Genomic DNA, 13,270 nt, shown 5'->3' on the forward strand with positions numbered 1-13,270 from the left:
ATTCCGTACGGCCGGTCCTATGACCAGTGGTATCAGCATCAACGCCTGGCTGGTTCCCGCCCACGCGCTCCCCGCACTCTTCTGGCGAACCGCATCCGGCCAGGAAGGAAACCGAGCGCATGGCCGCCCACCCCCGCAGGACCGAAGGATGAGGCGGTACCTGTTGCGGCGTCTGCTGCTGGCCGTGCCCACCCTCCTCGGCGTCACCGTCGTCGTCTTCGCCGCCGTCGCCCTCGTCCCCGGCGACCCCGTGCTCGCCCTGCTCGGGCCCGGCGCCTCCGAGGAGGCCAGACAGCGGCTGACCGAACGCCTCGGGCTGGGCGAACCCCTGCCGGTCCGCTACGCCCACTGGCTGGGGCACGCGCTCCAGGGCGACCTGGGCGTCTCCGTCTCCGCCCAACGGCCGGTCGGTGAACTGCTGTTGCCCGCGCTGGGCCAGACCCTGCTGCTCGCCGGCGCCGCGTTCCTGCTGGTGCTCACCGGCGGCACCCTGCTCGGCGCACTCGGCGCGGGCCGTCCCGATGGGCCCGCCGCCCGGGTGTCGCGATCGCTCGGCACCCTCGCCGTGTCGGCGCCCCAGTACTCGGTGGCGCTGCTGCTGATCGCCGTGTTCGCAGTGGGGCTGCGCTGGTTCCCGGCCGGCGGCACCCGCGACCTGTTCACCGGCGGCGGTCCGGCCGACCAGCTGCACCACCTCGTGCTGCCTGCCGTGGCGGCGGCGCTCGTGCCGCTCGGTCTGACCGCCCGGGTCTTCGGCGCCGCCCTCGGCTCCGTCCTCCAGTCCGACCTGGCCGACGGACTGCGCGCCCGCGGCCTGCGCCGCCGGGCCGTCCTCAGGCACTGCGTGCACAACGCCGCCCCGGCCCTGCTCACCATCGGCGGGCTCCAGCTGGCCTATCTGCTGGAGGGCGTGGTCTTCGTGGAGACCCTGTTCGCCTGGCCGGGCCTCGGCCGGCTGCTCTACGACGCCCTCACCGCGCGCGACCTGCCGCTGATCCAGGCGGGCGTGCTGCTCGTCGCCGTCGCCTTCGTCGGCGTCAACATCCTCGTCGACACCGCGCACGCGCTGATCGACCCCCGGCTGCGAGGTGCGCTGTGAGCAGACGCCCACCCGTCTCCGCGTGCCTGGCCGCCGCCCTTCTCCTGCTGGCCGTCGCCGGTCCGCTGCTGGCCCCCGGCGACCCGGACGCGGGAGACCTGCGCGAGCGGCTGCTGCCGCCGGGCAGTCCGGGCCACCTGCTGGGGACCGACACCCAGGGCCGGGACGTCCTCAGCCGCCTCCTCGTCGCGGCGGGCCCCTCGCTGCTCGGCGGGCTCCTCCCCGTGGCCGTCGCCACCGTCGCCGGCGGCCTGCTGGGCATCGCCGCGGGCCTGGGCGGCCGCCGTACCGAGCACGCCCTGCTGCGCACCCTCGACGTGCTCTACGCCTTCCCTGGCGTCCTGCTGGCGATCACCGTCGCCACCGTGATGGAGCCGGGGCTCCTCGCCACCGTCGTCTCGCTCTCGGTCGTGCTCACCCCGGCGGTCACCCGGGTCGCCTTCACCGAGGTACGGCGCATCCGCGGCGCCGAGTACCTGGTGGCCGCCCGGGTCAGCGGGGCGGGCGCCCGGACGATCGCCGTGCGCCAGGTCGCCCCGGTCGTCACCCCCGTCCTGCTCGTCTACTCCTCCTCCCTGGTCGGGCTGGCCATCGTCTACGCCGCCGGGCTGTCCTTCCTCGGCCTGGGCGTGCCGCCGCCCGCCGCCGAATGGGGCGCCATGCTCGACGAACTGCGGCCCAGCCTGCTCACCCGCCCCGAGGTCGCCGTGCTGCCCGCCCTGACCATCCTCGTCGTCTCCGTTGTCTTCAACACCCTCGGCGAGGCCCTGCGCCGCCGTACCGGGGCCGGCCGCGGGCTGCTCGCGGAGGCCGGCCGATGAGCGCGCCCGAACGGCTGGACGTGGTCGACCTGACGGTCACCCACGGCGGCGTGCGCGCCGTGGACGGAGTGTCCCTGTCCGTACTCCCCGGCGAGGTCCTGGTTCTGCTGGGGGAGTCCGGCAGCGGCAAGTCCACCCTCGCCCGCACGGTCCTCGGCCTGCCCGGACCCACCGCCCGGGTCGGCGGCAGCGTGCGGCTGTCGGGCACCGAACTGCGCACCCTGGACGAGCGGGCCCTCGCCGACATCCGAGGCCGCCGCATCGGCTACGTCCCCCAGGACCCGGACGCCGGGCTCGACCCGCTGCGCCGGATCGGCTCCCAGCTCGTCGAGGTGCTGCTGCGCCACCGGGTGGTCCCCGGCCGCCGCGCGGCCCGCGAGGCCGTCCCGGAACTCCTGGCCGCGGCGGGCCTCACCGACCCGGACCGGGCGGCCCGCAGCCACCCCCACGAGCTCTCCGGCGGCCAGCGCCAGCGCGCGGTCATCGCCCTGGCCCTCGCCTGCTCACCCGGCCTGCTGATCGCCGACGAGCCGACGACGGCGCTCGACGCCCTGGTCCGCACCCGCGTCCTCGACCTGCTCGCGTCCCGCGGTGCATCCGTGCTCCTGGTCACCCACGACATCGGCGTCGCCCGCCGGATCGGACACCAGGTGGCCGTGCTGCGAGCGGGCCGGATCGTCGAGTCCGGCCCGGTGGCGAAGCTCCTGACCGAGCCCGAACACCCCTACGCCGCCGCACTGGTGGCCGCACAGCCGGGAGGCGCCCGATGAACCGGCGGGCAGGCTTCGAAGCGGCGGGCGCCGCGAGCACCGGGCGGCAGAGCGGCCCGGCGGCCCTGCCCGCCCCCGCCCCGCGACCCGGCACCCCCCGCGGCCACGACCTTCTCCGCCTCGACCAGGTCTCCAAGCGCTACCCGCGCGGCCCCCTCGCGCTCGACGGTGTCTCGCTCCAGGTGGCGCGCGGGGAGACCGTCGGGCTGGTCGGGGAGTCCGGGTCCGGCAAGTCGACCCTGGGCCGGCTGGCCCTCGGGCTGCTCGCGCCCGACGCCGGGACCGTCCGCTTCGACGGCCACGACCCCCACCGGCTGCGCGGTGCCGCGGGCCGACGCGTCCGGGCCCGGCTGCAGTTCGTGCCCCAGCAGCCGAGCGGCTCGCTGAACCCGGCGCTGCGGGCAGGCGAGGCGGTCGAGTTCGCCCTGCGCGTCCACGGCACACCCCGCGAGGAACGGCCGGACCTCGTCGCCGACCTGTTCCGCAAGGTCGGCCTGGACCCGGCCCTCGCCCGCCGCCGCCCGCGCGAACTCTCCGGCGGCCAGGCCCAGCGCGTCGCCATCGCCCGGGCCCTGGCGACCGGCCCCGACCTGATCGTGTGCGACGAACCGACCTCGGCGCTGGACACCACCGTCCAGGCCCAGGTCCTCACCCTCCTCGCCGAGCTCCAGCAACGCCTCGGCCTCGCCTACCTGTTCATCTCCCACGACCTGGCCGTCGTACGGCACCTCTCGCACCGGGTCGTGGTCCTGCGCGCGGGACACGTGGTGGAGGAGGGTCCGACCGAAGCCCTGTGGTCCGGGCCCCGCCACCCCTACACCCGCGCCCTGCTCGCCGCCGACGGCGGTGTCCCCGAGCCCCCCACACCGACCCGGCCCGGTGATCCGGCCCCGGTCGGTGAACCGTCCGCCCCTTGAGTCACGACGAGGAACCCATGACGCACCACCACCATCCACCCGTCTCCCGGCGGCGCGCCGGCCTGGCCGCCGTGCTCCTGCTGAGCCTCGCCGCGTCCGGCTGCGGCACCGGCACCGCCGCCGACGACACCCCCGGCGGCGGCAGGTCCGGCGGAACCCTCGTCATCGGCGCGACGGGCAAACTCCCCAACCCCGACACGGTGATCGGCGGCGCCGGCTTCGAGGGCAAGCGACTGGTGAGCTTCCAGCTCTACGAGGGACTGACCCGCTACGACCTGTCCAGCGGTGACGGCCCGTCCGAGATCACCGGAGCCCTGGCCACCTCCTGGAAGGTCGCCCAGGACCGGAAGACCTGGACGTTCACCCTGCGCAAGGGCGTGAAGTTCCAGGACGGCACCCGGTTCGACGCCGACGCCGTGCTGTTCAACCTCGACCGCTATCTGAACAAGCGCAGCCCGCAGTACACCGACGCCCTCGGCGCGGCGGCCAGTGAGTACGCCGGGGGCATCACGTCGTACTCCAAGCTCGGCGACGAGCGGATCCGGCTGGTCACCAAGGAACCCAACGGGCACTTCCCGCAGGACCTCGCCCATGTGCTGATCGCTAGCCCGGCAGCCGTCCGCAAGACGGGCACCGACAAGTTCTCCGAACACCCCGTCGGCACCGGCCCGTTCCGCTTCGTGCGGCAGCAGACGGGCGAACAGATCGAGCTCGCCCGGTTCGACGACTACTGGCGCGGTGCCCCCAAGCTGGACAAGCTCGTCGTGAAGGCGCTGCCCGACGCGGCCGCCCGCACCGCCGCCCTGCGCTCCGGCGAGGTCAACTGGATCGAGTACCCGAACCCCGACGACATCCCGAGCCTGCAGGCCGACGGCGTCAAGGTCGTCACCAACAGCTACGACCACCTCTGGTACTGGATCCTCGACACCGCCGCGAAGCCGTGGGACGACCCGCGGGTGCGCCGGGCCGCCAACTACGCTATCGACCGCGAGGCCATCGCCGAGAACCTGCTGCACGGCACCGCCGACCCCGCCCACCAGGCCGCCCCGCGCGGCACGTTCGCCTACGACGAGACCGGGGACGTCTACACCCACGACCCCGCGAAGGCCCGGCGGCTGCTCGCCGAGGCCGGCTACGCGAAGGGCTTCACCACCTCCGTCACCGTGCCCACCGGCGGCTCCGGGAACCTCGTCCCGGTGCCCATCGCCGAAGCCGTGCAACGCGACCTCGCCGCCGTCGGCATCAAGGCCGAGATCCGCACCACCGACTGGTCGACGCTGATCGGCGCCGAGGCCAAGGGCGAGGTGGCCCGCGGTTCGCAGGCCATCGCCCAGTCCACCACGCTGTTCCAGTCGGAGGCGCTGCTGCCGCTGTTCATCGGCACCGACAGCCCCTTCTGGACCGGCCACTACAGCAACTCCCGGGTCGACAAGCTGCTGGCCTCCGCCGGCGCCGAGGCCGACCGCGCCGCCCGCGAGGCCGACTACAAGCGGGCCCTGGACCTCGTCACCGAGGACGCGCCCTGGCTGTTCGTCGTCAACGACCGCAACCCCAGGGCGCTCTCGCCGAAGGTGCGCGGCTTCGTGCAGCCTCAGTCCTGGTTCCTCGACCTCACGACCGTACGGGTGGACTCATGACCCTCTCCCACACCCCGGCGCCCGGTCAGCCCCCGAAGTGGGGCGTCACGCTGCCGCTGCCCGGACTGACCATCGACCGGCACCGCTTCCTCGTCGAACGGCTCCCCGACCTCGGCTACACGGACGTCTGGAGCGCCGAGGGCGGCGGCACGGACGCCTTCACCCCGCTCGCGACCGCCGCTGCCTGGTCGCCCTCCCTGCGCATCGGCACCGGCATCGTCCCGGTGCACACCCGCGGCCCGGCCGTGCTCGCCCAGACGGCCGCCACCCTGGCCCAGCTCGCCCCGGGCAGATTCCTGTTCGGCCTCGGTGCCTCCGTGCCCGCGCATGTCACCGACATCAACGGCATCCCGTTCGACGAGCCCTTCAAACGCACCCGGGACGTGCTGCGGTTCGTCACCCGCGCCCTGCGCGGAGAGTACGTCGCCGGCGACTTCGACACCTTCTCCATCACCGGCTACCGGCTGCCCCACCCGCCCGCCGACCCCGTCAAGGTGATCCTCGGCGCCCTGCGCCCCGGCATGCTGCGCCTGGGTTTCACCGAGGGGGACGGGGCCATCACCAACCTCCTCTTCCCGGAGGACGTGCCGAAGATCCTGGACGCCGTCGGACCGCAGCCGCCGGGCAAGGAACTCGTCGTCAAGGTGTTCGTCTGCCCCACCGAGGACACCGACTACGCCCACCGCGCCACCCGCCCCTTCCTCGCCTGGATCCTCAACCGCGAGCCCTACCGCAAGTTCCACGAGTGGCTGGGCCACGGCGAGCTGCTGCGCGAGTCGCACGAACGGTGGGCGGAGGGCGACACCGACGGCGCGCAGAAGGCGCTCCCCGACGAGGTCGTGGACGGCCTGTTCATCAGCGGCTCGCCCGAGGAGTGCCGCGAACGCATCCTGCGCTACCACCGGCCGGGCGTGACCACGATCCAGCTGTACGTCTCCCTGCCCCCCGAGGTCTTCGTCAGCCGCGCCAGGGTGCTGGACACCCTGACCCGGCTCGGCCCGGCCGCCGCCCACTGACCCAGACCCCCGAAAGGCAGTCCCGTGGAGCTCGACATACGCGGCGGAGTCCGCGCGGCGCCCGTGCCGGGCACCACCCCCGAGGAGCGTCAGGCCCTGCGCTTCGCCCCCGACCCGCGCGAGCGCGACGCCGACCCGGAGTTCGTCGCCCGCAGCGCCCGGGAGAACGAGGAGGACGGGCTGGACAGCGCGCTCGTCGTGCAGTCCAGCTCCTGGCCGGACCCCTGGCTGGTGGCCTCCTGGGCGCTGGCGGCCACCAGCAGGCTGCGGGTGGCGGTGGCCCACCGGGCCGGCACCACCGCGCCGACCGTGGCCGCCCGGTCCCTGGCCACCCTGGACCGGCTCTCCGGCGGGCGGGCCGCCGCGCATGTCATCGTGGGCTCCAGCGACGCCGACGTGGCCCGCGACGGCGACACCCTGGGCAAGACGGACCGCTACCGCCGGGCGGGGGAGTACCTGGAGGTCTTCCGGCGGTATCTGACGGAACGTCAGGACTTCGACCACGAAGGCGAGTTCTACACCGTGCGCGGCGCCCGCGCGGGGCTGCTCCCGCGGCCCCGCGCCGAGCTGCTCTCCTTCGGCGGCTCCTCACCGCAGGGCGTGGCGCTCGCCGGCCGCTTCGCGGACGTGTACGCGGTGCCGCCGCTTCCCCTGACCGCCACCCGGCAGCACATCGCCCGCGCCCATGCCGCCGCCGCGGAAGCCGGCCGGACCCTGCGGATCTGGCGGCATGTCACCGTCGTCACCGCCCCCACCGACGCGGCCGCCGAGGAGCGTGTCCGCCGCATCCGCGAGGACGCGGTCCGGCTGACCTCCGGCCCGGACACGGCCCGCTGGCTGGAGGCCGTGCAGCTCGACCGGGACCGCGAACGCGGGCGGGCCGACAGCCGCCACCAGCTGTCCGCCTACGTCGCCCGCTCGCTGGCCGGCGCGTTCGTCGGCTCCCCCGACACGGTCGCCGCCCGCATCGGCTGGCTGCGCGCCGCCGGGGTGGGCATCGTCCAGCTCGACATGCCGCTGGAGACCGACCAGGACCGGGAACTGCGCCGGGCGCTCGTCGCCAGGCTCCGCTCGGCCTACCTCCCCTCCCCGAACCGCCGTGCCGCCCACGCCCGCCGCGGCTGGTGAATCCGCGCACCAGGTCACGCAGTTGTCACCGCCCATCTGACGGACGCCCCCTTGACACCGCCGCGAGCGGGACCGAGAGTCCAGGGGAGGAAATCTAGAGGACGGGTGGAGAAACCATGGGGCGCCTCGGGCCGGTCACCGCACGCGTGGCTCGCGTGTCCCCGCGCTCGCCGCTGCTGACCTCCCGCCGTCACATCGACCTGCTGCGTGTCTGCAGCGCCATGGACGCCCGCGGCTGAGGCCGCACCCGTCGATCCGCCGCGCCTGCGCGGCGCTCGACGCCCAGGGCTGAGCCCGCACCCCCGCTGTCGCGCGCGCCGTCGGCGCTGCCTGCGGCGTGCCGGGTCCGACACCACCGTCGCCGTGCGTACGTCCACGCCTTCACCCGGGGAGAACCATGTCCATCGCACCTCTCGCCGCCCGCCCCGCGCCCTCGCTGCGCGGCCGAATCGGCCGCGACGCGCGCAGCGGCCACTACGCCGTGCCCCGCCGCTACCGCCTGTACCTGTCGACGGCCTGTCCCGACGGACTGCGCCTCGCCGTCACCCACGCCCTGCTCGGCCTCGACGCCGTCTGCCCCGTCACCCACCTGCCCGCCGTCCCCGACCTGCCCGACGGCGGCCACTCGGCGCTGCTCCCGCTGTACGAGGCCAGCGCCCACCGCCACACCGGTCCGGCCGCGGCGCCGGTGCTCGGCGACGACTGGACCGGCCGCGTCGTCAGCGTGCACGCCCAGGACATCATGCGCGACCTCGCCCGGGGCTTCGGCGACGGCCGTCCCTCCCTTTACCCGTGCGGGACGCAGGGGGAGATCGAGGCCGTGCGGCGGCTGTGCGCGCGAGGCGTGGAGGACGCCGCCCAGCGGGCCGGTGCGGCCGGTGCGGACCCGGCGGAACGCGCCGCGGCCCTGGACGAGTTGCTCGCCGCGCTGGGAGAGCTGGAGCGGCTGGTGGGCACGGCCGACGAGTCGACGCACCGTCACCTCACGGCCGCCGACGTCGAGTTGTGGGTGGCGCTCGTGCAGCTCGACACCGTCCACCGCCATCACCTGGACGCCGCCGCGGTACAGCGCATCGCGGGGCACCGAGCCCTGTGGGCCTACGCCCGCCGGCTGGCCGCCCACCCCGCTTTCGGGCCACAGCTGGACCTCGACGGCATCGCCCGCCGCCACCATGCCCGTTGTCAGGGCCTGGAGGCCGCCGGAGCGGCCGTCGGCGTTCTCGACTGGGCGGCCCACGCGACGGCGGCCGGCCACCGCTGAGAGTCCGCCCAGTGGACCGGCTTTGACATATGCCAGGGCGGCTGTGTTCACTTACGGCCCAGAACGGTCATGAGCGTCAGCGACAAGCCCTGGCTAGCTGACCGGCAACCCTCGCACCGCGGTGGGGTGCCCCAGGTGACGACCGGACCGGAGCGGTTTTCGGTAAGCGCGAGGCCCTTCGCGGGCCGTCAGGCAGAGGACGACGGACATGGACGCAGCTTCCAGGACGGTGGCAGCACGCCGCCCCCGGGGCCGCGTCCTGCCGCCCGTGACACCGCTCGTCGCCGACCGCGCCGTCGACCTCCTGCGCGTCAGCAGCGCCCTGTGTACCGCACCGGGCCGTGCCCGCCCGCGGGGCTGACCTACTTCTCCCCGCACGGCCCCGCACGCCCGGACGAACACCGCCCGAGCGGTGTCCCGTTGCCCGCCCAGCCCCCGGTCCCGTGCGGTCCGCGCTCCCGCGCGCCGCCGTGCCGCGCCGCACCCCGCCCTCCCCGCGGGGTCCGCCGCGCCGCTCCGGGGTGTCCGACTCCGCTGGAGCCCGCCATGAGTGAACCCCCAGGCGCCGCCGTCTCCCTCGCCGAGGCGACGACCGCCGCCAAGGTCCAACGCCCGCTCGCCGCGCAGCGCGTGCTGCCGCTGCGCCGCCCCGGCCGCTGGATCGCCACCGCGATCGTCCTCGTCCTGCTCGCCCAGTTCGTCCACGGGCTGGCGACCAACCCCTTCTACCAGTGGGACCGCTTCCGCTACTGGTTCCTGCGCCCCGTGATCCTCGACGGGCTGGTCATCACCCTCGAAGTGGCCGCGCTCAGCGCGGTGCTGGGCCTGCTCGGCGGCATCCTGCTCGCGCTCGCGCGGCTGTCCGGCAGCCCCGTACTACGCGCGGTGAGCTGGGTGTACACCTGGCTGTTCCGGTCCATCCCGCTGATCGTCGTCCTGATCTTCCTGTACAACTTCAGCGCCCTCTACCAGACGCTCAGCCTGGGCGTGCCGTTCGGCCCGGCGTTCATCACCTTCGACGAGTCGCGGCTCGCCACCGACCTGGCGGTGGCCGTCGTCGGCCTCAGCCTCAACGAGGCCGCATACGCCTCCGAGGTCGTCCGGGGCGGCATCCTCTCCGTGGACCAGGGCCAGCACGAGGCGGCCGCCGCCCTCGGCCTGCCCAAGGGCTACCAGTTCCGCCGGATCGTCCTGCCGCAGGCGCTGCGCTCCATCACCCCGAACTACGTCAACCAGCTCATCGGCCTGATCAAGGCGACCTCGCTGGTGTTCTACGTGTCGCTGCTCGACCTGTTCGGCTCGGTGCAGACCATGGGCAGCACCTACCCCGGCGACATCGTGCCGCTGCTGATGGTCGCCACCGTCTGGTACCTGGTCCTCACCAGTGCCGTCTCGGTCGTCCAGTACTACGTCGAGCGGTACTTCGCCCGCGGCGCCACCCGCACCCTGCCGCCGACCCCGTTGCAGAGACTGCGCGCCGCCGCCGGCGAACTGCGCGCCCGCGCCCGCAGGGAGGCCGCCGTATGACCGCCACCGCCCTCGAAGTCCACGACGTGCACAAGTGGTACGGCTCCCACCGGGTGCTCGACGGCATCGACCTCACCGTCCGGCCCGGCGAGGTCACCGCGATCATCGGCCCCTCCGGCTCCGGCAAGTCGACGCTGCTCAGGGTGATCAACCACCTGGAGAAGCCGGAGATCGGCCATGTCAGCGTCGGCGGCGAGCTGATCGGCGTACGCCGGCACGGCGAGCGGCTCAAGGAGCTGGGGGAGCGGGCCATCCTGGCGCAGCGCAGCCGGATCGGGTTCGTCTTCCAGAACTTCAACCTCTTCCCGCATCTGACGGTCCTCGACAACGTGGCCGCCGCGCCGGTGGCCACCGGACGGCTCTCCCGCCCGGCCGCCGAGGAACTGGCCCGCGACCTTCTCGGCCGGGTCGGTCTCGCCGACCGCACCGGTGCCTACCCCCGCCAGCTCTCCGGCGGTCAGCAGCAGCGCGTCGCCATCGCCCGCGCCCTCGCGCTGCGCCCCGGGATCATCCTCTTCGACGAGCCGACCTCGGCGCTGGACCCCGAGCTGGTCGGCGAGGTGCTCGCGGTCATCAAGGACCTGGCGACCAGCGGCACCACCCTGGTGATCGTCACCCACGAGATCGGCTTCGCCCGCGAGGTCGCCGACCGGATCGTCTTCATCGACGGCGGCCGGATCGTCGAACAGGGCCCGCCCGAGCAGGTCCTGGACCACCCACGGCACGAACGCACCCGCGACTTCCTCGCCAAGGTCCTCTGACCCCCCTGCCTTCCAGCAAGTCACCCGCTCCACCGGACGACAAGGACAGCCATGCCCTCCCGACGCGCCCTGCTCCGCGGCCTCACGGCGGCGACCGCCGCCGCCACCCTCGCCACCGGCCTCACCGCCTGCGGAGGCGAGAGCGACGCGGCCACCACGACGACCGACAAGGCCGGCACCGTGACCATCGGGCAGCTGTCCAACGGCGCGGCGAAGCAGACCACCCTGAAGGCCGCCGAGGTCGAGTCCATCAGCGCCAAGCTGCCCGACGCGGTCCGCGAGAGCGGCAAGCTGGTCATCGGCGTCGGCGCCCTGCCCGACGGCTTCCCGCCGCTCGCCTACATCGGCGACGACCAGAAGACCCTCACCGGCGCCGAACCCGACTTCGCCCGCCTGGTCGCCTCCGTGCTCGGCCTGAAGCCCGAACTGAAGAACTCCACCTGGGAGAACATGTTCGTCGGCATCGACAGCGGCAAGGTCGACATCGCGTTCGCCAACATCACCGACACCGAGGAGCGCAAGCGCAAGTACGACTTCGCCTCCTACCGCAAGGACGACATCGGCTTCGAGGTGACGAAGAAGAGCACCTGGACCTTCGACGGCGACTACCGCGACCTCGCGGGCCTGATCGTCGCCGTCGACAACGGCACCAACCAGGAGAAGATCCTCCTGGAGTGGCAGGCGAAGCTGAAGAAGGAGGGCGAGCAGCTCACCGTCAAGCACTACGCCAGCAAGAACGCCACCTACCTGGCCCTCACCGGCGGCAAGATCGACGCCTACCTCTCCGCCAACCCCGGCGTCGCCTACCACGTCACCCAGACCGCGAACACCCCCAACGCCACCCGCGGCGCGGGCACCTACTCCGGCGCGGGGGAGAGCCTGCAGGGCCTGATCGCCGCCACCACCAAGAAGGACAGCGGCCTGGCCGAGCCCGTCGCCGAGGCCGTCAACCACCTCATCGAGGACGGCACCTACGCCAAGTGGCTCGCCGCCTGGAACCTCTCGAACGAGGCCGTCGCCAAGTCCGAGGTGAACCCGCCCGGCCTGCCCCTCGACAACTCCTGACGGACGGTCACCGGCCGGGGCCCCACACCTCCGGGGCCCCGGCACCTCACGAACGGATCTCCAGAAGGGACCCACCCGTGTCCGACACCCACCCCGCGCAGCTGCACCTCGCCGTCGCCCTGGACGGCACCGGCTGGCACCCCGCGTCCTGGCGCGAGCCGGAGTCCCGGCCCCGCGAGCTGTTCAGCGCCGCCTACTGGGCCCGCCTGGTCACCGAGGCCGAACTCGGCCTGATCGACTTCGTCACCATCGAGGACGGCCTCGGCCCGCAGTCCTCCCACTTCCTCGACCCGGACGACCGCACCGACCAGGTCCGCGGCCGCCTCGACGCCGTCCTGATCGCCTCCCGGGTCGCCCCGCTCACCCAGCACATCGGCCTGGTCCCGACGGTCGTCGCCACGCACACCGAGCCGTTCCACATCTCCAAGGCCGTCGCCACCCTCGACTACGTCAGCGGCGGCCGGGCCGGACTGCGCGTGCAGATCAGCGCCCGCCCCAACGAGGCCGCCCACTTCGGCCGCCGCACCATCGAGCACGTCGAGGACTACGACGCCCCCCTGGTCGCCGAACTCTTCGACGAGGCCGCCGACCACGTCGAGGTCGTCCGGCGGCTGTGGGACAGCTGGGAGGACGACGCCGAGATCCGGGACGCGGCCACCGGCCGTTTCATCGACCGCGACAAGCTGCACTACATCGACTTCGAGGGACGGCACTTCAGCGTCAAGGGCCCCTCCATCACGCCCCGCCCGCCGCAGGGCCAGCCGCTCGTCACCGCCCTCGCCCACCAGACCTGGCCCTACCGGCTCGTCGCCCGCGCCGCCGACGTCGGCTACGTCACCCCGCACGACGCCGCCCAGGCCCGCGCGATCGTCGCCGAGATCCGCGCCGAACAGCGGGCCGCGGGCCGAGCGGACGAACCGCTGCACGTCTTCGCCGACCTCGTCGTGTTCCTCGACGACTCCGAGGCCGAGGCCGTCGCCCGCCGGGACCGACTCGACACCCTCGCCGGGACCCCGTACACCAGCGACGCGCGCGTGTTCACCGGCACACCCGCCCAACTGGCGGACCTGCTGCAGGAGTTCCAGGAAGAGGGTCTGAGCGGGTTCCGGCTGCGCCCCGCCGTCGCCGGACACGACCTGCCCGCGATCACCTGGGGCCTGGTGCCCGAACTCCAGCGCCGCGGCGTCTTCCGCCACTCCTACGAGGCGCGCACCCTGCGCGGCCTGCTGGGACTGCCCCGCCCCGCCAACCGCTACGCGGCCGTCTGA

The 13,270-nt window shown here is 73.8% G+C and carries 14 protein-coding genes and 1 riboswitch; all 14 genes read left to right on the top strand.

The features are described from left to right. The first annotated feature begins 148 nt into the window (after positions 1–148). The 14 genes from ABZZ79_RS09800 to ABZZ79_RS09865 all read left to right on the top strand — a co-directional run bounded on the left by ABZZ79_RS09800 (position 149) and on the right by ABZZ79_RS09865 (position 13,270). Complete coding sequence (locus tag ABZZ79_RS09800; protein ID WP_356688342.1) at positions 149–1,099, top strand: ABC transporter permease; 951 nt, start codon at positions 149–151, stop codon at positions 1,097–1,099. Further along, entirely contained in the window at positions 1,096–1,920 is an 825-nt protein-coding gene (locus ABZZ79_RS09805) for an ABC transporter permease (RefSeq protein WP_356688344.1), read from the top strand. The genes ABZZ79_RS09800 and ABZZ79_RS09805 overlap by 4 nt, the downstream gene beginning before the upstream one ends. Beyond that, positions 1,917–2,690, top strand: coding sequence for an ABC transporter ATP-binding protein (locus ABZZ79_RS09810; RefSeq protein WP_356688346.1), 774 nt, complete (start codon positions 1,917–1,919; stop codon positions 2,688–2,690). The genes ABZZ79_RS09805 and ABZZ79_RS09810 overlap by 4 nt, the downstream gene beginning before the upstream one ends. After that, positions 2,687–3,607: an ABC transporter ATP-binding protein gene (locus ABZZ79_RS09815; RefSeq protein WP_356688348.1), complete on the top strand. Its 921-nt coding sequence runs from the start codon at positions 2,687–2,689 to the stop codon at positions 3,605–3,607. Before ABZZ79_RS09810 ends, ABZZ79_RS09815 begins: the two co-directional genes overlap by 4 nt. Continuing rightward, a complete protein-coding gene (locus tag ABZZ79_RS09820) occupies positions 3,604–5,244 on the top strand; it encodes an ABC transporter substrate-binding protein (RefSeq protein WP_356688350.1) in 1,641 nt (546 codons plus the stop codon). The genes ABZZ79_RS09815 and ABZZ79_RS09820 overlap by 4 nt, the downstream gene beginning before the upstream one ends. Next, positions 5,241–6,260, top strand: a complete 1,020-nt coding sequence (locus ABZZ79_RS09825; RefSeq protein ID WP_356688352.1) for an LLM class F420-dependent oxidoreductase — start codon at positions 5,241–5,243, stop codon at positions 6,258–6,260. The genes ABZZ79_RS09820 and ABZZ79_RS09825 overlap by 4 nt, the downstream gene beginning before the upstream one ends. A gap of 24 nt (positions 6,261–6,284) precedes the next feature. Further along, positions 6,285–7,388, top strand: coding sequence for an LLM class flavin-dependent oxidoreductase (locus ABZZ79_RS09830; RefSeq protein ID WP_356688354.1), 1,104 nt, complete (start codon positions 6,285–6,287; stop codon positions 7,386–7,388). Positions 7,389–7,504: 116 nt separating this feature from the next. Next, a complete protein-coding gene (locus ABZZ79_RS09835; RefSeq protein WP_356688356.1) occupies positions 7,505–7,627 on the top strand; it encodes a putative leader peptide in 123 nt (40 codons plus the stop codon). Between the two features lie 158 nt (positions 7,628–7,785). Then, positions 7,786–8,649, top strand: coding sequence for a glutathione S-transferase C-terminal domain-containing protein (locus tag ABZZ79_RS09840; protein WP_356688358.1), 864 nt, complete (start codon positions 7,786–7,788; stop codon positions 8,647–8,649). 65 nt (positions 8,650–8,714) lie between these two features. Continuing rightward, positions 8,715–8,824: riboswitch (SAM riboswitch) on the top strand. A gap of 33 nt (positions 8,825–8,857) precedes the next feature. Next, entirely contained in the window at positions 8,858–9,010 is a 153-nt protein-coding gene (locus ABZZ79_RS09845; RefSeq protein WP_356688360.1) for a hypothetical protein, read from the top strand. Between the two features lie 185 nt (positions 9,011–9,195). Further along, a complete protein-coding gene (locus tag ABZZ79_RS09850; protein WP_356688362.1) occupies positions 9,196–10,176 on the top strand; it encodes an amino acid ABC transporter permease in 981 nt (326 codons plus the stop codon). Continuing rightward, positions 10,173–10,937, top strand: a complete 765-nt coding sequence (locus ABZZ79_RS09855; RefSeq protein WP_356688364.1) for an amino acid ABC transporter ATP-binding protein — start codon at positions 10,173–10,175, stop codon at positions 10,935–10,937. Before ABZZ79_RS09850 ends, ABZZ79_RS09855 begins: the two co-directional genes overlap by 4 nt. A gap of 51 nt (positions 10,938–10,988) precedes the next feature. Beyond that, the gene (locus ABZZ79_RS09860) at positions 10,989–12,002 is read left to right on the top strand and encodes a transporter substrate-binding domain-containing protein (protein ID WP_356688366.1); all 1,014 of its coding nucleotides are present in this window, start codon (positions 10,989–10,991) and stop codon (positions 12,000–12,002) included. A gap of 77 nt (positions 12,003–12,079) precedes the next feature. Beyond that, positions 12,080–13,270, top strand: a complete 1,191-nt coding sequence (locus tag ABZZ79_RS09865; protein ID WP_356688368.1) for an LLM class flavin-dependent oxidoreductase — start codon at positions 12,080–12,082, stop codon at positions 13,268–13,270.

The organism is Streptomyces sp. NPDC006458 (assembly GCF_040612135.1).
Classification (GTDB): Bacteria; Actinomycetota; Actinomycetes; order Streptomycetales; family Streptomycetaceae; genus Streptomyces.

Coding starts and splice junctions, on each gene's coding strand:
- ABZZ79_RS09800 (WP_356688342.1), top strand. CDS start 149: ATGAGGCGGTACCTGTTGCGGCGTCTGCTGCTGGCCGTGCCCACCCTC.
- ABZZ79_RS09810 (WP_356688346.1), top strand. CDS start 1,917: ATGAGCGCGCCCGAACGGCTGGACGTGGTCGACCTGACGGTCACCCAC.
- ABZZ79_RS09815 (WP_356688348.1), top strand. CDS start 2,687: ATGAACCGGCGGGCAGGCTTCGAAGCGGCGGGCGCCGCGAGCACCGGG.
- ABZZ79_RS09825 (WP_356688352.1), top strand. CDS start 5,241: ATGACCCTCTCCCACACCCCGGCGCCCGGTCAGCCCCCGAAGTGGGGC.
- ABZZ79_RS09835 (WP_356688356.1), top strand. CDS start 7,505: ATGGGGCGCCTCGGGCCGGTCACCGCACGCGTGGCTCGCGTGTCCCCG.
- ABZZ79_RS09840 (WP_356688358.1), top strand. CDS start 7,786: ATGTCCATCGCACCTCTCGCCGCCCGCCCCGCGCCCTCGCTGCGCGGC.
- ABZZ79_RS09845 (WP_356688360.1), top strand. CDS start 8,858: ATGGACGCAGCTTCCAGGACGGTGGCAGCACGCCGCCCCCGGGGCCGC.
- ABZZ79_RS09850 (WP_356688362.1), top strand. CDS start 9,196: ATGAGTGAACCCCCAGGCGCCGCCGTCTCCCTCGCCGAGGCGACGACC.
- ABZZ79_RS09855 (WP_356688364.1), top strand. CDS start 10,173: ATGACCGCCACCGCCCTCGAAGTCCACGACGTGCACAAGTGGTACGGC.
- ABZZ79_RS09860 (WP_356688366.1), top strand. CDS start 10,989: ATGCCCTCCCGACGCGCCCTGCTCCGCGGCCTCACGGCGGCGACCGCC.